Annotated in this window: 16 protein-coding genes; 8 read left to right on the forward strand and 8 right to left on the reverse strand. The window is 63.5% G+C overall.

All coding sequences use genetic code 11. From position 1 onward, the window contains the following. Nucleotides 1-274 precede the first annotated feature (274 nt). The 7 genes from ACFIQF_RS20135 (at nucleotide 275) to ACFIQF_RS20165 (ending at nucleotide 10,576) form a co-directional block, all read left to right on the forward strand. A complete protein-coding gene (locus ACFIQF_RS20135) occupies nucleotides 275-1,774 on the forward strand; it encodes an efflux transporter outer membrane subunit (RefSeq protein ID WP_393945425.1) in 1,500 nt (499 codons plus the stop codon). A 30-nt stretch (nucleotides 1,775-1,804) separates the two neighbouring features. After that, the gene (locus ACFIQF_RS20140; protein ID WP_393945426.1) at nucleotides 1,805-2,890 is read left to right on the forward strand and encodes an HlyD family secretion protein; all 1,086 of its coding nucleotides are present in this window, start codon (nucleotides 1,805-1,807) and stop codon (nucleotides 2,888-2,890) included. Between the two features lie 14 nt (nucleotides 2,891-2,904). Beyond that, complete coding sequence (rbbA, locus tag ACFIQF_RS20145; RefSeq protein WP_393945427.1) at nucleotides 2,905-5,652, forward strand: ribosome-associated ATPase/putative transporter RbbA; 2,748 nt, start codon at nucleotides 2,905-2,907, stop codon at nucleotides 5,650-5,652. Further along, entirely contained in the window at nucleotides 5,652-6,779 is a 1,128-nt protein-coding gene (locus ACFIQF_RS20150; RefSeq protein ID WP_393945428.1) for an ABC transporter permease, read from the forward strand. Before rbbA ends, ACFIQF_RS20150 begins: the two co-directional genes overlap by 1 nt. 161 nt (nucleotides 6,780-6,940) lie before the next feature. Continuing rightward, the gene (locus ACFIQF_RS20155; protein WP_184708200.1) at nucleotides 6,941-7,186 is read left to right on the forward strand and encodes a type B 50S ribosomal protein L31; all 246 of its coding nucleotides are present in this window, start codon (nucleotides 6,941-6,943) and stop codon (nucleotides 7,184-7,186) included. 275 nt (nucleotides 7,187-7,461) lie between these two features. Further along, entirely contained in the window at nucleotides 7,462-9,180 is a 1,719-nt protein-coding gene (locus ACFIQF_RS20160) for a hypothetical protein (protein ID WP_393945429.1), read from the forward strand. Between the two features lie 4 nt (nucleotides 9,181-9,184). Further along, nucleotides 9,185-10,576 (forward strand): MATE family efflux transporter, encoded by a 1,392-nt coding sequence (locus ACFIQF_RS20165; protein ID WP_393945430.1) that lies wholly within the window; start codon nucleotides 9,185-9,187, stop codon nucleotides 10,574-10,576. 34 nt (nucleotides 10,577-10,610) lie between these two features. Here ACFIQF_RS20165 and phoR read toward each other — a convergent pair whose 3' ends face one another. The 7 genes from phoR to pstS all read right to left on the reverse strand — a co-directional run bounded on the left by phoR (nucleotide 10,611) and on the right by pstS (nucleotide 17,357). After that, entirely contained in the window at nucleotides 10,611-11,960 is a 1,350-nt protein-coding gene (gene phoR, locus ACFIQF_RS20170) for a phosphate regulon sensor histidine kinase PhoR (protein WP_393945431.1), read from the reverse strand. Nucleotides 11,961-12,073: 113 nt separating this feature from the next. Further along, the gene (phoB, locus tag ACFIQF_RS20175; RefSeq protein ID WP_393945432.1) at nucleotides 12,074-12,781 is read right to left on the reverse strand and encodes a phosphate regulon transcriptional regulator PhoB; all 708 of its coding nucleotides are present in this window, start codon (nucleotides 12,779-12,781) and stop codon (nucleotides 12,074-12,076) included. A gap of 9 nt (nucleotides 12,782-12,790) precedes the next feature. After that, nucleotides 12,791-13,492: a phosphate signaling complex protein PhoU gene (gene phoU / locus ACFIQF_RS20180; protein ID WP_393945433.1), complete on the reverse strand. Its 702-nt coding sequence runs from the start codon at nucleotides 13,490-13,492 to the stop codon at nucleotides 12,791-12,793. Between the two features lie 52 nt (nucleotides 13,493-13,544). Beyond that, nucleotides 13,545-14,336, reverse strand: coding sequence for a phosphate ABC transporter ATP-binding protein PstB (gene pstB / locus ACFIQF_RS20185; RefSeq protein ID WP_393945434.1), 792 nt, complete (start codon nucleotides 14,334-14,336; stop codon nucleotides 13,545-13,547). A gap of 18 nt (nucleotides 14,337-14,354) precedes the next feature. Beyond that, the gene (gene pstA / locus ACFIQF_RS20190; RefSeq protein WP_393945435.1) at nucleotides 14,355-15,236 is read right to left on the reverse strand and encodes a phosphate ABC transporter permease PstA; all 882 of its coding nucleotides are present in this window, start codon (nucleotides 15,234-15,236) and stop codon (nucleotides 14,355-14,357) included. Then, on the reverse strand, nucleotides 15,233-16,204 hold the full coding sequence (gene pstC / locus ACFIQF_RS20195; protein ID WP_393945472.1) for a phosphate ABC transporter permease PstC: 972 nt from the start codon (nucleotides 16,202-16,204) through the stop codon (nucleotides 15,233-15,235). The genes pstA and pstC overlap by 4 nt, the downstream gene beginning before the upstream one ends. 115 nt (nucleotides 16,205-16,319) lie before the next feature. Beyond that, entirely contained in the window at nucleotides 16,320-17,357 is a 1,038-nt protein-coding gene (gene pstS, locus ACFIQF_RS20200; protein ID WP_393945436.1) for a phosphate ABC transporter substrate-binding protein PstS, read from the reverse strand. 258 nt (nucleotides 17,358-17,615) lie between these two features. Here pstS and ACFIQF_RS20205 point away from each other — a divergent pair, with 258 nt between their 5' ends. Next, entirely contained in the window at nucleotides 17,616-19,121 is a 1,506-nt protein-coding gene (locus tag ACFIQF_RS20205; RefSeq protein WP_393945437.1) for a Ppx/GppA phosphatase family protein, read from the forward strand. A gap of 352 nt (nucleotides 19,122-19,473) precedes the next feature. On the opposite strand, the gene ACFIQF_RS20210 is transcribed toward ACFIQF_RS20205, so the two are convergent. Next, nucleotides 19,474-20,436, reverse strand: coding sequence for a 2-hydroxyacid dehydrogenase (locus ACFIQF_RS20210; protein ID WP_393945438.1), 963 nt, complete (start codon nucleotides 20,434-20,436; stop codon nucleotides 19,474-19,476). Nucleotides 20,437-20,511 lie beyond the last annotated feature (75 nt).

Consider the following 20,511-nt stretch of genomic DNA (forward strand, 5'->3'; position numbering starts at 1 on the left):
CGATCAACTCCACAAAGCAGTCCGGCACACCAAGGCCACCCGGCAAGCGATGCCGTGACAACTTCATGGCGTTCTTTCTCTTTGTCACGACGTCCCGTGACAGCACCGATCAGAGCCTTGGGCACAGCGTCCTATAGGGAACGCCAATGCCAAACCCCTGTCGATTGAATCACATCAATACTTACAAATAGTGAGCTGACGACACTGCCGGTTGTGCTTCATTCAAACCATGACCGGTGGCGGCCCGCCCTGCCCACCGCCATGCCTGGAAAAGATGACCCCCCTCCCCACTGCCAACCCGGGCGCTCGCCCGAGCAGGCGCTTTGCTGGCTCCGCCACGGCGCTGTTTTCTGCTTTGCTGCTGGCCGCCTGCGCCCAGCAGCCGCGCTTGGGTGCGCCTGTCACCACCGAGCTGCTGCCCGCGCACTGGCCGGCACTGCAAACCCAGGCTGCCGCTGCAGGCCAAGGCAACGCGGCCCAACTGGCCTGGGAGCACTTCTTCCTCGATCCGACGCTGCGCGAGCTGATCCAGGCATCGCTCAACCACAACCGTGATCTGCGCCTGGCTTTGCTGCGCGTTGATGAAGCCCGCGCCGCCTACCAGATCCAGAACGCCGAGCGCCTGCCGCACATTGGTGCGTCCGGCAACTTTGCCCGCGCACGCGTGCCCGGCGATATGAACCCCAGCGGCCGGGCCGTCACCTCGGGCGACCACGAGCTCGCCGTCGGCCTGAGCAGCTGGGAGCTCGATCTGTGGGGCCGCGTCAAAAGCCTGAGCGACGCCGCCCTGTCCAACTACCTGGCCATCGAGGCCAACCAACAAGCCGTACAAGCCGCACTGATCAAACAGGTAGCGCTGACGTACCTGGCCCTGCGCAGCCTCGATGAACGCATCACGCTGACCGCGCAAACCGTGGCCAGCCGCGAGGAATCGCTGCGCATCTTCACCCGCCGCACCGAAGTGGGTTCCACCTCACGCTACGCACTGACCCAAGTGCAGACCCTGGTGCACCAGGCCAAAACCATCGACACGCAGTTGCGCCAGCAGCGCGATGTGCAAGCCCATGCGCTGCAACAGCTCACCGGCCGCGATGTCGCCAGCTTTGCCCAGCCCGAGCCCACGAGCATTGTGCTGCCCAACCTGCCCGAAGGCCTGCCCAGTGACTTGCTCACCCAGCGCCCCGACATCATGGCCGCCGAGTATGCCTTGCAGGCCAGCCACGCCAACGTGGCCGCTGCACGCGCCGCATTCTTGCCGCGCATTGCGCTTACTGGCAGCTTCGGCACGGCGAGTGCCGAGCTCGATGGCTTGTTCAAAAACGGCAGCCGCTCCTGGCAGTTCATGCCCAGCATCTCGCTGCCCTTGTTCGACGGCGGCCAGCGCCAGGCCAACCTCGATCTGCAGGCCGTGCGGCAAAACATGGCCGTGGCGCAATACGAGCAAAGCATAGAAAGCGCCATGCGCGAAGTGCTGGACGCGCTCTCCAACCGCGCCATCCTCTTTGAGCAAGTGCAAATTCTGGCCGCGCAGCGCGACGCGCTCAAGGAACGCAGCTATCTGGCGCAGCTGCGTTACGACCACGGCGCATCGCCCTACCTGGATGTGCTCGACGCCGAGCGCGATCTGCTCAGCGCCGAACAGCAACTGGTGCAAAGCCGCGAATCGCTGCTCTCGGCCCAGGTCTCGCTGTACACGGCACTGGGCGGCGGCACGCAGCTGCTCTCGCTGGCCAGCACCCGCACCTCATCTGCCGTCTCGGCAACCCAACCTTGAACGCGGCTTGCCGCTTGTCTGACGCTTTCCATGAACAAAAAACTGACCATCACCGCATTGATCGTTATCGTCGCAGCCGCAGGCGCTTATGGCTGGCAGCAATGGCGCCTGGCCCAGGCCAGTGAAGGCCTGGTCAACGGCAATGGCCGCATCGAGGCCACCGAGGTCGATGTGGCCAGCAAATACGCCGGCCGCGTGGCCGACATCCTGGTGCAGGAAGGTGATTTCGTCACCGCAGGCCAACCGCTGGCGCGCATGCAGCTCGACACCTTGCAAGCCCAGCAACAAGAGGCGGTTGCCAGCCGCGAGCGCGCCGTACACGCCGTCACCTCGGCCCGCGCCGATGTGGCTCTGCGCGAGAGCCAGTACACCGCCAACGTGGCCACTGTCGCCCAGCGCGCCTCCGAATTGGATGCAGCACAGCGCCGCGTGCGCCGCTCCGAAACCCTGGCCAAGGAAGGCGCATCGTCCGAGCAAGAGCTGGACGACGACCGCGCCCGCGTGCAAGGTGCCGAAGCCGCGCTCAAGGCCGCCCAAGCCCAGGCCACTGCCGCCAAGGCCGCCATTGATGCGGCCAAGGCGCAAACCGTGGGTGCCGAATCGGCCGTAGACGCAGCTACCGCCACCGTCAAGCGCATTGAGGCCGACGTCAAAGACAGCGAGCTCACCGCACCCCGCGACGGCCGCGTGCAATACCGCCTGGCCCAGCCCGGCGAAGTGGTGGGCGCGGGCGGCAAGGTGCTGAACATGGTGGATGTGTCTGATGTCTACATCAGCTTCTTTCTGCCCGAAACCGTGGCTGGCCGCGTGGCGCTCGGCACCGAAGTGCGCATTGTGCTCGACGCCGCGCCGCAGTACGTGATCCCCGCCCAGGTGTCGTTCGTCTCCAGCACCGCGCAGTTCACGCCCAAAACCGTGGAAACCGCCAGCGAGCGCCAAAAGCTGATGTTCCGCGTCAAGGCACGCATCGCGCCCGAACTGCTCAAGAAATACCTCACCCAGGTCAAGACCGGCCTGCCCGGTGTCGCCTGGATCAAGACCGACGACCAGCGTGAATGGCCCGCCACGCTGCAGCTGCGCAGCAACGTCGCGGCTGCAGCAGGCTCTGCATCCTGAGCCGCGCCAGCACCATGGCAAGCACCATGCAGAATGTGGTGACGCTGCGCGATGTGCAGCTGTCTTACGGCAAAACCCAGGCGCTGCGCGGGCTCAGCCTGGACCTGCGCGCCGGCCTCATGCTCGGCCTCATCGGGCCCGACGGCGTGGGCAAATCCAGCCTGCTGTCGCTGATTGCCGGCGCCCGTGCCTTGCAAGGCGGCGAAGTACACGTACTGGGCGGCGACATGCGCAGCAAAAAGCACCGCGACGCCGTCTGCCCGCGCATTGCCTACATGCCCCAGGGCCTGGGCAAAAACCTCTACCCCACGCTGTCGGTTGAAGAAAACCTGCAGTTCTTTGCGCGCCTGTTCGGCCACGACGAAGCCGAGCGCCGCCTGCGCATTGATGATTTGACGCAAAGCACCGGCCTGCAAAAGTTTCTGGCACGCCCGGCCGGCAAGCTCTCGGGCGGCATGAAGCAAAAGCTGGCCCTGTGCTGCGCGCTGATCCACGACCCGGATCTGCTGATTCTGGATGAACCCACCACCGGTGTGGACCCGCTCGCCCGCGCCCAGTTCTGGGACCTGATCAACCGCATCCGGCGCCAGCGCCCGCACATGAGCGTGCTGGTGGCCACCGCGTACATGGACGAAGCCCAGCGCTTTGACTGGCTCGCCGCCATGGACGACGGCCAGGTACTCGCCACCGGCACGCCGGCCGAGCTGCTCGAGCGCACCGGCACGCCCAACCTGGAAGCCGCCTTTATTGCGCTGCTGCCCGAAGACAAAAAGCGCGGTCACGCCGAGGTGGTGATTCCGCCTCTGGCCACGGACAACGCCGACATCGCCATCGAAGCACAAGACCTCACCATGCGCTTTGGCGATTTTGTCGCGGTCGACCATGTCAACTTCCGCATCCGACGCGGCGAGATTTTCGGTTTTCTCGGCTCCAACGGCTGCGGCAAATCGACCACCATGAAAATGCTCACCGGCCTGATGCCGGCCAGCGAAGGCCGCGCCTGGCTGTTTGGCAAAGAGATCGATCCGCACGATGTCGACACGCGCCGCCGCGTGGGTTACATGTCGCAAGCCTTCTCGCTGTACGGCGAGCTGACGGTGCTGCAAAACCTGGTGCTGCATGCCGAGCTTTTCCACGTGCCCAAGGCGCAGATCCCGGGCCGGGTCGAAGAAATGCTGCAACGCTTTGGCCTGGAGAGCGCACGCGAAGCGCTGCCCGCCAGCATTCCGCTGGGCATGCGCCAGCGCCTCTCGCTCGCCGTAGCCATGGTGCACCAGCCCGAGCTGCTGATCCTGGACGAACCCACCTCGGGCGTCGACCCGGTGGCCCGCGACCAATTCTGGCGCCTGCTGATTGAGCTGTCGCGGCGCGACCATGTCACCATTTTCATCTCGACCCACTTCATGAACGAGGCCGAGCGCTGCGACCGCATGTCGATGATGCACGCCGGCAAAGTGCTGGACAGCGATACGCCTGCAGCGCTCACCGTCAAACGCGGCGCCAAAACCCTGGAAGAGGCTTTTATCGGCTACCTGGTCGAGGCATCGGGCGAGGCCGCACCGGTACTGGACAAGCCGGCTTCCGCCGCCTCTCCAGCCGAGGCCCATGCCCACCACGCGCCAGCCCATGGCACGGGCGGCTTCAGCCTGCAGCGCCTGTGGAGCTACCTCTGGCGCGAGGCACTGGAGCTGCAGCGCGACCCGGTGCGTGCCACGCTGGCCCTGGTGGGCTCGCTGGTGCTGATGATCGTGATCGGCTTCGGTATCAGCATGGACGTGGAAGACCTGCGCTTTGCCGTGCTCGACCGCGACCAGAGCACGCTCAGCCAAAACTACGTCAACAACCTCGCCGGCTCGCGCTACTTCATTGAGCGGCCGCCCATCAGCGATTACGCCGATCTCGACCACCGCATGCGCAACGGCGAGCTGGCGCTGGCCATCGAAATCCCGCCCGGCTTTGGTCGCGATGTGCTGCGCGGCTCGCCCGTCGCCGTGGGCGCCTGGTTCGACGGCGCCATGCCCCAGCGCGGCGAAACCGTCAAAGGCTACGTACAGGCCATGCACCAGCAATGGCTGGGCGAGCAGGCGCGGCAAAGACTGGGCATCAACAGCACCAGCCAGCTCAGTGTGGAAACCCGCTACCGCTACAACCCCGATGTGAAAAGCCTGCCCGCCATGGTGCCGGCCGTGATACCGCTGCTGCTGATGATGCTGCCCTCCATGCTCACCGCCTTGGCCGTGGTGCGCGAGAAAGAGCTCGGCTCCATCGTCAACCTCTACGTCACGCCGGTCACCCGCACCGAGTTTCTGCTGGGCAAACAGCTGCCCTATGTGGCGCTGGCCATGCTGAACTTCTTCCTGATGAGCGCCATGGCCGTGTTCGTGTTCGGGGTGCCCATGACGGGCAGCTTCCCGCTGCTCATCGTGGCCGCCTTCCTGTTCAGCATCATCTCCACCGGCATGGGCTTGCTGGCCTCGGCCGTCACGCGCAGCCAGATCGCGGCCATGTTCTTTGCCATGCTGGGCACGCTGATCCCGGCCACACAGTTCTCGGGCCTGACCGATCCGGTCTCCTCGCTCGAAGGCGTAGGCCGCTGGGTGGGCGAAATCTACCCGGCCACCTACATGTTTTCCATCAGCCGCGGCGTCTTCAACAAAGCCCTGGGCCTGCACGATCTGGCCAGCGCGCTGCTGCCCATGCTGCTGTCGATCCCGGTGATCATGGGCATCGCCATCTGGGCGCTGCCCAAGCAGGAGAAATGATGCTGCGAAGCCTTGCCAACATCTGGCGCCTGGGCGTCAAGGAGCTGTGGAGCCTGTGGCGCGACCCGGTCATGCTGGTGCTGATCGTCTACACCTTCACGCTTTCCATCTACACCTCGGCCACGGCCATGCCCGACACGCTGCACAAGGCGCCGATCGCCATCGTTGACGAAGACCAGTCGCCGCTGTCGGCGCGCATCAGCTCGGCCTTTTATCCACCGCAGTTCATGCCGCCGCAAATGCTGAGTTTTCAGCAGGTCGACCCGGGCCTGGACGCGGGCGACTTCACCTTCGCACTCACCATTCCGCACAACTTCCAGCGCGACGTGCTGGCCGGCAAAGCGGTAGAGCTGCAGCTCAACGTCGATGCCACACGTATGAGCCAGGCCTTCTCGGGCAGCGGCTATGTGCAGCAGATCGTGGCGGCCGAAGTCAACGAATTTGTGCAACGCTACCGGGGCGGCAGCGCCCTGCCGGTCGATCTGGAGCTGCGCGCCCGCTTCAACCCCGGGCTCGACAAAACCTGGTTCGGCGGCCTGATGGAAATCATCAACAGCGTCACCATGCTCTCGCTCATCCTGACCGGCGCGGCCCTGATCCGCGAGCGCGAACACGGCACCATCGAGCACTTGCTGGTCATGCCGGTCACGCCTACCGAGATCATGCTGGCCAAGGTCTGGTCCATGGGTCTGGTGGTGCTGGTGGCCTCGGCCATGTCACTCAAGCTGGTGGTGCAAGGCCTGCTGCAAGTGCCGGTGGAAGGCAGCCTGCTGCTGTTCACCGCCGGCTCGGCCCTGTGTCTTTTTGCCACCACGTCGATGGGTATCTTCCTCGCCACCATGGCGCGCAGCATGCCGCAGTTCGGCCTGCTCATGGTGCTCACCATGATGCCGCTGCAGCTACTCTCGGGCGGCTCCACGCCGCGCGAATCCATGCCCCAGCTGGTACAAGACATCATGCTTATCGCCCCCACCACCCACTTTGTGGAGCTGAGCCAGGCCATTTTGTACCGCGGCGCAGGCATAGAGACGGTGTGGAAGCCGTTTTTGTGGCTGGTGGTCATTGGTGCGGCGCTGTTCTGGTTCTCGCTGGCGCGCTTTCGCAAAACGCTCTCGAGCATGGCCTGAGGCTCGCCAGCCGGGCCTGCCTGAGAAAATTTGGGGGTTTTCCCAGTTTTATGCGATAATGGCGGGCTTTTTCTATTGCGGCAAGTACGCCTGATTGATCACTGTTACAAGGGTTGTAGCAGGTCAGGCACGGCTACCGCACTTGACCCAAAGGAAAGATCATGAAAGAAGGCATTCACCCAGATTACCGCGAAGTGTTGTTCGTGGACCTGTCCAACGGCTTCAAGTTTGTGACCCGTTCGTGCGTGAACACCAAGGAAACCGAAACCTTCGAAGGCAAGGAATATCCTCTGTTCAAGCTGGACACCTCGTCGGAATCGCACCCCTTCTACACCGGCACGCAAAAGTCGGTGGACAACATGGGTGGCCGCGTGGAGAAGTTCCGCAACCGCTTCGGCAAGAAGTAATTCGCGCCACGCCGCCGTTGCAAGTTTTGGCTTGCAGCCCAGGCTCAAAAAAGGCAGTGCGGCAACGTACTGCCTTTTTTGTTGGTGCCAGCTCTGGCGCCTCGGCCCTGTCATGGCAAGCGGGCTCCGCTGCCAAGCGCGCCAGTCCCCTCTGCCCTTGCCTGAGCAAGCCGGGAAAGGCCTCAGCGGCAATACCGCCTCAGTGACAACGGCCTCCTCGGTTTTGCCCCTTTGCTCTGTTAACCTCAGAGCGTTTCGCCCTTCGGTCCTGCGACGTGAATTTTCCTACCCCAGCGATTGTTTCTCAGGCTGCCGTCCGCCCCTTGCCGCGGGCGCTGCTGCTGCTGCTGTGCCTGGCCTATGTGGTGCCCGGCTTTTTTGGCCGCGCGCCCTGGAAAACGCTGGACATCACCACCTACGGCTACTCCATGGCCCTGGCCCAGGGCAAAACCTCGTGGCTGGCGCCCAACATCATGGGCCTGTCGCCCGACACCGAAGGCCTGCTGCCCTACTGGCTGGGCGCCTGGGCAATCCAGCTGTTCGGCAGTTGGCTCCCTACCGAAGTCGCCAGCCGCCTGCCCTTTGCCGCCCTGCTCTGGCTCGCCCTCATGGCCACCTGGTACGGCGTTTACTACCTGGCACGCAGCCCCGGCGCCGGCCCGGTCGCCTTTGCCTTTGGCGGCGAGGCCAACGAGATCGATTACGCCCGCGCCATGGCCGACGGCGGCCTGCTCGCGCTCATCGCCTGTCTGGGCCTGGCCCAGCCCTCGCACGAGGCCAGCAGCTACGTCGTGCAGCTCACCGGCGTGTGCTTTGTCTTCTTTGCCGCTGCCTGCATTCCCACGCGCTTTGCGCTGCCGCTGGGCGTAGGGGCCGTTGGCTTGCTGATATTGGCGCTCAGCGGCGCACCTACCTATGGGTTCATCGCGGGCCTGGGCGCAGCTGCGGTGCTGGCGCTCACGCCGGTAGATCCGGCCCAGCGCGGCAAAACACTCAAGGCCGCCATCGCCTTTGCGGTGATGAGCGCCCTGGTGCTGCTGCTCGCCGTCTACCTGCACCAGTGGCAGTGGCGCATTGTCTCGGTGCAAGATTTCCGCCAACTGGCCCCGCTGCTGGAGCTGCTCGTCTGGTTCGTCTGGCCGGCCTGGCCGCTGGCGCTGTGGACGCTGTGGATCTGGCGCCGCCAGATTGCTGATTGGCGCTTTGTCCACCGCCACCTGTGGTGGCCCCTGCTGCTGGGCCTGCTGGCCCTGGTCAACACCATCACCACCAGCCCGTCGGACCGCGCCCTGCTGCTGGGTCTGCCCGCTTTTGCCGCGCTGGCCGCTTTTGCGCTGCCCACCTTCCGCCGCGCCATGGCGGCCTTGATCGACTGGTTCACGCTGCTGTTTTTCAGCGCTGCGGCCATCACCATCTGGGTCATCTGGCTGGCTGTCTACACTGGCGTACCAGCCAAACCTGCTGCCAACGTGGCGCGCATTGCCCCCGAGTTTGTGGCGCAGTTCTCGTTGCCGCTCTTTCTCACCGCGCTGGTTGCCACGCTGGCCTGGTGCGCGCTGGTGTTTTGGCGTGCCAAACGCAACCGGCCCGAGATCTGGCGCAGCCTGGTGCTGCCCGCCGGCGGCACCGTGCTCAGCTGGATCTTGCTCATGAGCATCTGGCTGCCCATGCTCGATTACGGCCGCAGCTACACCGCACAAGTACAAGCTCTGGGCAAAGCGCTGCCCGCGCCAGCGCAAGCGGGCTGCGTAGCGTTCAACGGTCTCACTCGGGCGCAAATCGTTGCCCTGCAAACCCAGGGCGGCTGGCAACTGGTGCCCGGCAAAACCCCGGCCGCGCAAAACTGCCAATGGCAGGTCTTGCCATTGGAAAGCCACAAGGCCACCGCAGCTGATGTGCAAGAGCTGAACGAGAACTGGCGCCTGCGCGCCCTGGTGCCACGCCCTACCGACAAGAACGCCGAAATCCTGGTCTACCAACGCAAACAGGACTGACACAGTGCGCAGACTGATCGAGCGCGTCTTCGCGCAGCGCGACGTGGAAGTGGTCGCCAAACATGCGGCGACCGTGTTTGTCGGCCAAATCGCCGTCATGGGCTTTGGCGTGGTCGACACCATCGTCGCCGGCCGCCATGCGCCCACCTCGCTGGCCGCGCTCTCTGTGGGCTCGGCCATCTTTGTCACCGTCTACGTCTCGCTCATGGGCTTGCTGCAAGCCCTGCTGCCCATCTGGTCGGAAATGCATGGCGCGCGCCGCCACGCCAGCATCGGGCCCTCGCTGCGCCAATCGCTCTACATCTGCCTGGCCGCCAGTGCGCTGGGCATGGTGGTGCTCTTCAACCCCGCGCCGCTGCTGCGCTGGACCGAAGTGCCGCCCGAGCTGCAACCGCTGGTGCTCGATTACCTGGCCATCGTCGGCTGGAGCCTGCCGGCCGCCCTGCTGTTCCGCATCTTCAGCACGCTGAGCCAGGCGCTGGGCAAGCCGCAACTCGTCACCTGGCTGCAAGCCGTGTCGCTGCCCGTCAAACTGCTGCTCTCGGTCTGGTTCACCTTTGGCGGCCTGGGGCTCGCCCCCATGGGCGTGGTGGGCTGCGCCTGGGGCACCTTTGTCGTCAACTTCTTTCTCTGCGGCGTGGGCTGGTTCTTGCTGCGCACGCAATCGCTCTACGCGCCCGCACAAATCTGGCGCAAGCTGGAGCGCCCGCACTGGCCCACACTGGCGCAGTTTGCGCAGCTCGGCGTGCCAGCCAGCTTGTCCATCCTGGTCGAAATCACCTCGTTCACCTTGATGGCCTTGTTCGTCGCACGCATGAGCACCGCTGCCTCTGGCGCGCACCAGATTGCCGCCAACGTCACCGCGCTCATGTATATGGTGCCGCTGTCGCTGGCCATTGCCACCAGCGCCCGCGCCAGCTACTGGCGCGGCGCGGGCGACGAAGTGCGTGCCCGCCAGGTCGCCTTCATGGGCCTCAAAGCGGCCATCGGCCTGGCTGCGGTGCTGGCTTGCGGGGTATGGCTGGGGCGCTCGCTCATCGTGCCCATCTACACGCACACGCCCCAGGTCATCACCATCGCCCTGCCACTGCTCGCCTGGGTCAGCCTCTACCACCTGGCCGACGCCACGCAAACCGTCTCCATCTTTGTGCTGCGCAGCTACCGCATCACCTTCGCGCCGCTCATCATCTACTGCAGCCTGCTCTGGGGCGTAGGCCTGTGGGGCGGCTTCCAGCTCGCCTACCACGGCATTGGCAGCTTCGCCGCCCGGCAATCGCCCATCGCCTTCTGGATGTGCGCTGCCGGTGCGCTGCTGCTGGCTGCCGCCTGCTTTGTGTTGCTGCTGCACCTGGTAACGCGCAAGGCGGTATTGCGCGGTGCGAGCAAGGGGCAGTAAGCGATTGTGCCCCTGCCGCAACGCCAGTTGCCAATCAGATAACAGGTTCCAGTTCTGCCACCCTCACCCGGCTTACCGGGAATACCACCGAGAACTCTGAGCCTTTGCCCAAGGTGCTGCGTATCTGCAGTTGCGCGCCGTGTCTTTGCAGCACATGTTTGACGATGGCCAGGCCCAGACCCGTGCCACCAGTGTCGCGGGAGCGGCTGCGGTCCAGGCGGTAGAAGCGTTCGGTGAGGCGTGGGATATGTTCGGGGGCTATGCCGGGGCCGGTGTCGGTGACGCTGAAGCGGCCGGTGCCGTCGGGCTGGCGCACAAAGTTGACGGTGATGTCGCCGCCCGCAGGCGTGTAGCGCACGGCGTTGTTGACGAGGTTGCTCAGGGCGCTTTGCAGTTCGTTACCCGCGCCGGCCAGCTCCAGCTGTGAGGCTTCGGCCTCGGGCGCGGGGAAGTGCAGTTGCAATGGCTTTTCGCCGCCTTTGGCGATGGTGAGCGCCAGGCCTTGGGCGTCTTCCTGGCAGCGTTTGACGAGGCTGCGCACGCTGACCCATTCGTTCAGGCTCGGCGGCGGGTTGCCTTCGAGGCGCGAGAGAGTCAGCAGGTCGGCCACCAGGCTTTGCATGCGCTGGGCCTGGTTGGACATGAGCGCCAGGTACTGGGTGCGCTCTTCGGCGCTGAGCGGCAAGGTTTGCAGGGTTTCGATAAAGCCCATGAGCACGGTGAGCGGCGTGCGGATTTCGTGCGAGACGTTGGCGACAAAGTCGCGCCGCATGGCGTCGGCCAGCTCGATGGAGGTGACGTCGCGCGAGAGCAGCAGTTTGCGGTTGCCTTCGTACGGAAACATTTGCACCGATATTTTGAGCGGGCTGGCAGCTCGCACGACCGGGCTGGCCAGCACCACGTCTTTGGTGAAGTCGTTGGCGGCGAAGTAGCTGGTGAACTCGGGCGAGCGCACGAGGTTGGAGATGACCTGCATGTGGTCGCGCTCGAGCTCAAAGCCGAAATGCAAGGTGGCCGTCTGGTTGCACCATTCGATGTGGCCTTGCGCGTCGAGCAGCACCACGCCGTTGGGCGAGGCTTGCAAGGCGGTGAGCACTTGCTGGAGCTGGGCCACGGCTTGGTCGGCGTTTTTTGCGTGGCTGCGTACCAGGCGGCGAGCCCGGTCGATGGCCTCGCCCCACAGGCCCCAGAGGTGCGGGGTGTTGTTGGTGTCGCCCACCTTCAGCCACGAGACGACTTTGTTGCCGCGCCACAGGTCGGAGACAAACCAGCACCAGGCACCTACCAAGGTAGCAATGAGTGCGCCGGGCATGGCGCCCAGCCACCAGCCGAGCGCGGCGCCTACGGTCTGGAACAACAAGAAACTGACGATGCGAAACAGCATGCGGGCCTAACGCGATCGACCAGGTCGATCAATGAAGCGATCAGCAAAAAAGCTGCGACGAGCGCAGCATACAAAAAGCCGCCAGCGAGGCTGGCGCCATAACCCTGCCCGGCCTAGGCGCGCTGCAGTGCCTGCGGCTGGGCGGTGATGCGGTAGCCCGCGCCACGCACGGTTTCCACCATGACGTTGGCGGCACCGAGCGCTTCGCGCAGGCGCTTGACGTGGACGTCGACCGTGCGTTCTTCGATGAAGACGTGGTCGCCCCAGACCTTGTCGAGCAGTTGCGAGCGCGAGTGCACGCGCTCGGCATGCTTCATCAGGTAGTGCAAGAGCTTGAACTCGGTGGGGCCGAGTTTGAGCAGTTCGCCCTGGTAGGTGACCCGGTGGGTGGCCGCGTCGAGCACCAGCTCGCCAATGGTGACGCTGTCGTTGACCTGTTCGGGGATGCGACGGCGCAGCACGGCGCGGATGCGCGCCAGCAATTCTTGCGTGGAAAAAGGCTTGGTGATGTAGTCATCCGCCCCGGCATCGAGCCCGGCAATTTTGTCGGGCTCGTCGCCCCGGGCGGTGAGCATGATGATGGGGATGCCTTTGACGCGGGCGTCCGCACGCCATTTGCGCGCCAGCGAGAGGCCACTTTGGCCGGGCAGCATCCAGTCGAGCAAGATCACGTCGGGCAGCACGGCGTCCAGCTCGCGCTGGGCTGCATCACCGTCTTCCGCCCAGATGGGCAGGCAGCCGTTGTGGCGCAGGTTCACGGCGATCAGCTCGGCAATGGCCGGCTCGTCTTCGACTATGAGTACGCGTGGCAGTTTTTTCATACGTCAGGCTCACAAAACACTGGATTCAATTTCATCCATCGTGGTGTGGCGCACATCAATGCCTTTGACCAGGTAGATGATGAGTTCGGCCACGTTTTTGGAGTGATCGCCAATGCGCTCGATCGCCTTGGCCAGGAACAGCAGGTCCAGGCTGGGGGAGATTTTGCGCGGGTCTTCCATCATATAGGTGATGAGTTTGCGCACGAAGCCGTCGAACTCGGCGTCGATCAGGTCGTCTTCCTTGAGGATGGAGACGGCCGCCACGGTGTCGAGGCGGGCAAAGGCATCCAGCGTTTTGCGCAGCAGGCCGGAGGCCAGATCGGCGGCCACGCGCAGGTCGGTGGTGGGCAGCGAGCGGGCCGCGCCGCTTTCGATGATGGAGCCGACCATGCGCGCCATTTTGTGCGCTTCGTCACCCATGCGCTCCAGGTTGGCAGTGGCTTTGGAGAAGGCGATGAGCAGGCGCAAGTCTCGCGCCGTGGGCTGGCGCCGGGCGATGATGGTGGAGAGTTCGTAGTCGATGTCGACTTCGAGCTGGTTGACGCGCTTTTCCGCTTCGTCCACGCGCTGCACGGCTTCCAGGCTGAAGTGCGAGAGCGCATAGATGGCTTGCTGGATTTGCGATTCGACCAGGCCGCCAAGCTCCATGACGCGCGAGGAGATGGAGTTGAGTTCGCTGTCGAACTGCGAGGAGAGATGTTTTTCGGTCATACCACGCTCTTTTCCGGTTGTCCTGTTGTGTTGCGGTGCTGCCAGCGGCGGCTCAGCCGAAGCGGCCGGTGATGTAGTCTTCGGTTTCCTTGCGCTGGGGCTTGAAGAACATTTGCTCGGTGGCACCAAACTCCATCAGGCTGCCCAGGTACATGTAGGCAGTGAAGTCGCTGCAACGCGCCGCTTGCTGCATGTTGTGGGTGACGATGACGACGGTGTAGTCGTCCTTGAGTTCGGCGATCAGCTCTTCGACCTTGGCGGTGGAGATGGGGTCGAGCGCCGAGCAGGGTTCGTCGAGCAGCAGCACTTCGGGCTTGATGGCAATGCCGCGGGCAATGCACAGGCGTTGCTGCTGGCCACCGGAGAGGCCCGAGCCGCTTTGGCCGAGCTTGTCTTTCACCTCGGTCCACAGCGCAGCTTTGCGCAGCGCCCATTCGACGCGCTCTTCCATGTCGGACTTGCTCAGGTCTTCGAACAGTTTGACGCCAAAGGCGATGTTGTCGTAGATGGACATGGGGAAAGGCGTGGGCTTTTGGAAGACCATGCCCACCTTGGCGCGGATGAGCGCCACGTCTTGCTTGCTGGTGAGCAGGTTCTCACCGTCGAGCACGATCTGGCCTTCGGCGCGCTGCTCGGGGTAGAGCTCGTACATGCGGTTGAAGGTGCGCAGCAGCGTGGATTTGCCGCAGCCCGAGGGGCCGATGAAGGCGGTGACTTTCTTCTCGGGGATCTCCAGGTTGATGTTCTTGAGCGCGTGGAACTTGCCGTAGTAGAAGTTCAGATCGCGCACCGAGATTTTGGAGTTCAGTGCACTGGCGTTGGCCATATTGGTTTTTGTCAACATTGTGTTCACCCGTCGGTTTTACTTTTGGCGCGCCAGGCTGCGCGCAAGAATGTTCAGGCCCAGCACGGCAAGCGTGATCAGGAAGACGCCGGCCCAGGCCAGCTGCTGCCAGTTCTCGTAAGGGCTCATGGCAAATTTGAAGATGGTGACCGGCAGGCTCGCCATCGGCTTGGACAGATCGGTGTTCCAGAACTGGTTGTTCAGCGCGGTGAACAGCAGCGGAGCGGTTTCGCCAGCAATGCGAGCCACGGCCAGCAGCACACCGGTAATAACACCCGCACGAGCCGCACGCAAGGTGACCATGGAGATGACTTTCCACTTGGGCGTGCCCAGGGCATAAGCGGCTTCGCGCAGGCTAGAAGGCACCAGCACCAGCATGTTCTCGGTGGTGCGAATGACCACGGGGATGACGATCAGCGCCAGCGCGATGACACCGGCATAGCCCGAGAAGCTTTTGAACTTGATGACGATGACGGTGTAGACGAACAGGCCGATCACGATGGAAGGCGCGGACAGCAGAATGTCGTTGACAAAGCGCGTCACCGACGAGAGCCAGCCGGATTTGTTGTATTCGGCCAGGTAGACGCCGGCCATCACGCCAATGGGCGTGCCCACGCAGGTAGCCAGCACGACCATGACGAGCGAGCCCCAGATGGCGTTGGCGATACCGCCGGCTTCGTTGGGCGCAGGCGTCATTTCGGTGAGCAGAGCAATGCTCAGACCACCGATGCCCAGGCGCAGGGTTTCCCACAGAATCCACACCAGCCAGAACACGCCGAAGGCCATGGCCGCCAGCGACAGGCCGATGGCGATTTTGTTGATGCGGTTGCGGCCCTGGTATTTGGCGGCGCGCTTGGCGGCCAGATCAGAGGCCTGGATCAGGCTTTCTCCCGTGGTCATGCGCGGGCTCCTTCATTCTTTTGCAGGCGGCTGAGCAGCAGCTTGGAGCAGGCCAGCACGATGAACGTGATAAAGAACAGTGCCAAGCCCAGGTAGATGAGCGAGGCTTGGTGCAGGCCTTCGCCGGCTTCGGCAAATTCGTTGGCCAGCGCCGAGGTGATGGAGTTGGCCGCCTCAAAGATGGACAGCGAGTTGAGCTGGTTCATGTTGCCGATGACGAAGGTGACGGCCATGGTCTCGCCCAGCGCGCGACCCAGCCCCAGCATGACACCACCGAAAACACCGGTCTTGGTGTAGGGCAGCACCACTTTCCACATCACTTCCCAGGTGGTGGCGCCCAGGCCGTAGGCCGATTCCTTGAGCAAGGCGGGCGTGACTTCGAACACGTCGCGCATGACCGAGGCGATAAAGGGGATGACCATGATGGCCAGGATGACGCCGGCCGAGAAGATGCCGATGCCGACCGGCGGGCCGGAGAAGAAGGCTTCCAGGTAAGGAACGCCTTGGAAGAGTTTTTGCAGCGGTTGCTGCACATAGGTGGCCAGCAGCGGGCCGAACACCATCAAACCCCACATGCCGTAAACAATGGAGGGCACCGCCGCCAGCAACTCCACCGCCGTACCCAGCGGGCGCTTGAGCCAGACGGGCGAGAGTTCGGTGAGGAACAGCGCAATGCCAAAGCTCACCGGCACGGCGATCAGCAGCGCGATGAACGAGGTGGCCAGGGTGCCGTAGATCATGACCAGCCCGCCGTACTGGTTTTGTACCGGGTCCCATTCGCTGCGGAAGAAGAAGCCGATGCCGTATTCGCGAATGGCGGGCCAGGCGCCCACGACCAGCGAGGCCATGATGGCCAGCAGCAATGCCAGGGTCAGGATGGCCGCGCCGCGTGCCAGCGTGGCAAACAGGCTGTCGGCGACAGAGTTGGAGAGCCAGGGCTTGCGCGATGGCGGTTGGCTGGATTGCATGGCTGCTTTACCGCTGGCGGCCGCGTTGTTGGGGACGGGGAAGGAGGTCGACACGGGTGGGTTCCATTCAAGGTGGAAAAGGCCGCTGTGCTGAGCGGCCCGTGGACGTTACGACTTATTTGCTGAACACGGCCTTGCCGCTGCCGTCCTGGATGTGGTCCCAGGATTTGCGGATGATGTCCTTGACGCTATTGGGCATGGGCACGTAGTCCAGATCACCGGCAGTCTTGTCACCCTGGCTGTAGGCCCAGTCGAAGAACTTCAGCGAGGTGGTGCCTTGTGCCGGCTTTTCCTGCTTCTTGTGCATCAGGATGAAGGTGGCCGAGGTGATGGGCCAGGCGTCCTTGCCAGGCTGGTTGGTGAGGATCTGATAGAAGCTCTTGTTCCAGTCGGCACCGGCAGCGGCGGCCTTGAAGGTGTCGTCGTCGGGGCTGACGAAGTTGCCGTCAGCGTTCTTGAGCTGGGCATAGGTCATCTTGTTTTGCTTGACGTAGGCGTATTCCACGTAGCCGATCGAGTTGGGCAGGCGGCCCACGTAGGCGGCCACGCCTTCGTTGCCCTTGCCACCAGCACCGGCGGGCCAGTTCACGGCAGCGCCTTCGCCGACCTTTTCTTTCCACTCGGGGCTGACCTTGGAGAGGTAGTTGGTGAAGCCGAAGGTGGTGCCCGAGCCGTCAGCGCGGCGCACGGGGGCGATGGTGGCATCGGGCAGCGCCAGGCCAGGGTTCAACGCGGTGATAGCGGGGTCGTTCCACTTGGTGATTTTGCCCAGGTAAATATCGCCGATGACCGGGCCGCTCAGCTTGAGCTGGCCGGGGTTGATGCCCTTGATGTTGACCACGGCCACAATGCCACCGATGACGGTGGGGAATTGCACCAGGCCTTTTTGTTGCAGCTCATCGTCTTTCAAAGGCATGTCGGAGGCACCGAAGTCGACGGTCTTGGCATCGATCTGCTTGATACCGGCGCTCGAACCCACCGACTGGTAGTTGACCTTGACACCGGTGGCCTTGTTGTAATCGGCTGCCCACTTGGAATACAGAGGCGCGGGGAAGCTGGCACCTGCGCCGGTGGCTTCTTCTGCATGCGCTTGTGCAAAAGCACCTGCAGTGACCAAACCAGCAACCAGCACTCGAATCGCGGACAGTTTCATGAAAACTCCTGTTGGTGATGAAACGCAATGGAGTGGACTGTAAAAAAGCTTTATGACATTGATATGACATATTCCGTCATATTCCCCCGGAAAATCAAAAGAGGCCCAGAGGAGACAGTGCGCGGGGCTGTCATATTTTGGTCATGACAAAGACTTATTTTCAATGTTTTGCAAGCAGGTTGTCTGAGCTGACAGGCGCCAGCACAGCACGGTGCTATGCTGCCGCCTTGTTTGCCGACCGCTGATGGATGACGTTTTATGCTCGATGGAAGCTTGCTGGCCGCCGTGGATCTGGGATCCAATAGTTTTCGCCTCGAAATTGGCCGCTACGCAGCAGGCCACATCGAGCGCGTGCAGTACTTCAAGGAAATGGTGCGCCAGGGCGCCGGCCTCGATGACAGCGGCAACCTGACCGAAGAAGCCATGCAGCGCGGCTGGGAGTGCCTGGCCCGCTTTGCCGAGCGCTTGCAGGGCTTTCCGCCCACACAGGTGCGCGCCGTGGCCACACAAACGCTGCGCGAGGCCAAGAACCGCGATGTTTTCATCCGCCAAGCCAACCAGATTCTGGGCTACCCGATCAGCGTAATCTCCGGCCCCGAGGAAGCGCGCTTGATTTACCAGGGCGCCGTGCATTCGCTGCCGCCCTCCAACGAGCGCCGTCTGGTGGTCGATATTGGCGGCCGCTCGACCGAGCTGATCGTGGGCCAGCGCTTTGAGACGCAGCGCGTGGCCTCGTACCCGGTGGGCAGCGTGGCCTGGTCGCTGCGCTATTTTCCCCACGGCGAGTTCAGCAAAACCACGCTCAAAACCGCCCAGATCGCCGCCCAGGCGGTGATGGAAGAAGCCGCCCTGCACTTTGCGCCCAACAGCTGGGACAGCGCCTACGGCACCTCGGGCACGGCCAACGCCATTGCTGACGTGCTGGAAGCCTACGGCGGCGCCCCCGACGTGGTGCGGCGCGAGCAGCTCGAATGGCTGTGCGAGCAGTTGCTGGCCGCCGGCAATGCCGCCAACGTGCGCCTTGCCGGCCTCAAGGAAGAGCGCCGCGCCGTGATTGGCGGCGGCGTCACAGTGTTGTGCGCCATCTTCAACCTGCTGCAGATTGACGAGCTGCGCATTGCCAGCGGCGCACTGCGCCAGGGTTTGCTGCGCGACATGGTGCAGCACGAAGAGTATTCGGACATCCGCAAACGCACGATCGCGGCGCTCAAAGACCGCTACCAGGTAGACCCGGAGCAAGCCGCCCGCGTGCAGCGCACCGCCGCCCTGCTGTTTGAGCAGGCCAAGCGCTACCGCGGCGAAACCAAGCCGGAGAAGCTGCAATCGCCCATGCTCAACTGGGCGAGCGAGCTGCACGAGATGGGCTGCCTGATTTCGCACAACGATTCGCACCACCACGGCGCCTACGTCTTGGGCCACAGCGACGTGCCCGGCTTCACCCAAACCGAGCTGAGCCACCTGGCCGCCCTGGTGCTGGCCCAGCGCGGTAAGCTGCGCAAGGTAGAAAGCTTTCTGCAAGACCCGGAATTTGCGCTGGAGCTGCTATGCCTGCGCCTGGCCACCGTGCTCTGCCACGCCCGCCGCGACCCCGACATGGAGCTGCTGGCCCTGCGCGACAAGCCCGAGAAATGGTCGCTCAAAGCCCTGGCCGGCTGGGCCGAACTATTTCCCCAATCGGCCTACTTGCTGGACGAGGAAGTGCTGGCCTGGCAGAAGACGCCTTATGTGCTGCAGTTCAAGCAGGCTGGGGTGAGCGCCAAGTAAAGCACTGCCACCCACGAAAAAACCGGGCTTTCGAGGCCCGGTTTTTTGTGGTTTATTGATGGCTGCAGGGGGTGCAAGTGCGGTGACGAATTCCTCTCTCATGCTTGGCAAAGAGTCTTCGTTTTGAGAGTGGCAATATGACCGCTGATGCGTGCTCGCATAGTCTTGCCGTACCAAGATACTGTCTGCGCCTATGTGATCTACGCCTGAGCGGCCATCTTGCCATTGAAGGGCTGTTCCGGCTCATAGCTACTCTACTAAGAGGTGCTGTTTGAATACCAAACCACCACAAGCCCTGACTTTCCCGACATTCCGTGAAGAGGTTTCTTTTGCTGGCTGCAGGGGGAGTCGATCAGCCCAGTTCCACCGGCGCCACCGCCCCCTTGCCAGAAAATACCCCCGTCAGGTTGCCAATAAACTGCGACACGCTGGCCTGTGTGGCCTCAGGCGACCAGCCCGCCACATGCGGCGTGATAAGGATATTGGGCAGGTCAATCAGCGCCTCTGGGCGATGCGGCTCGCTCTCATACACATCGATGCCCGCACCCGCAATTGTGCCGGCCTTAAGCGCGGCAGCCAATGCCTCGGTATCGACCACCGAGCCGCGTGCGATATTGATCAGGTAGCCCTGCGGCCCCAGCGCCTGCAGCACTTGGGCGTTGACCATGTGTTTGGTGGCTGCGCCGCCGGGTGTGGCGCAAACCAGCACATCGGCCCAGTCGGCCAGCGCCAGCACCGAGTCAAAGTACTGGTGCTCCACGCCCGCCTTGGGCTTGCGGTTGTGGTAGCCCACCGGCATGTCAAAACCGGCAGCGCGCTTGGCGATTTTCAAGCCGATGTGGCCTAGGCCGATAATGCCGAGCTTTTTGCCTGCCACGCCAGGCGGGTGTGGCAGCGTGAAGCGGTCCACGCCAGCGCGCGCCTGCTGGTCGAGCGTGCGGAAGTTGCGCACGGACGCCAGGATCAGACCAAATGTGTGGTCGGCCACGCTGGTGTCGTTGGTGCCAGCACCTGTGGCCACCACCGCGCCGCGGGCTTTGAGCGCCTCAAGCGCCAGCCCTTCGTAGCCGGCGCCCAAGGTGCAAGCCAGGCGCAGGCGTGGCATTTGCGCCACTTCTTCAGCCGTGAGGCCAATGGAGCCAATGGTGAGCACGGCATCGGCCTGTGCGCCATGCTCGGCCACCGCCTGCTGGCGCAAAGCCGCCGTGGGCGCGTAGACCAGCTGGGCGTGCTGGCGGATCTGGTCCAGATGCTGCTCGGCCATGGGGTTGAAGACCAGCAGAGTGATGGGGGAAGGCGAAGACGAACTCGACACACTATTCCTTCATTGATAGCAAGAAACGCCACCTGACCCATGTCAAGTGGCGTTTTGATTATCAAACTTTTGGCC

The organism is Comamonas trifloxystrobinivorans, from assembly GCF_043359985.1.
Taxonomy (GTDB): Bacteria; Pseudomonadota; Gammaproteobacteria; order Burkholderiales; family Burkholderiaceae_C; genus Comamonas; species Comamonas trifloxystrobinivorans.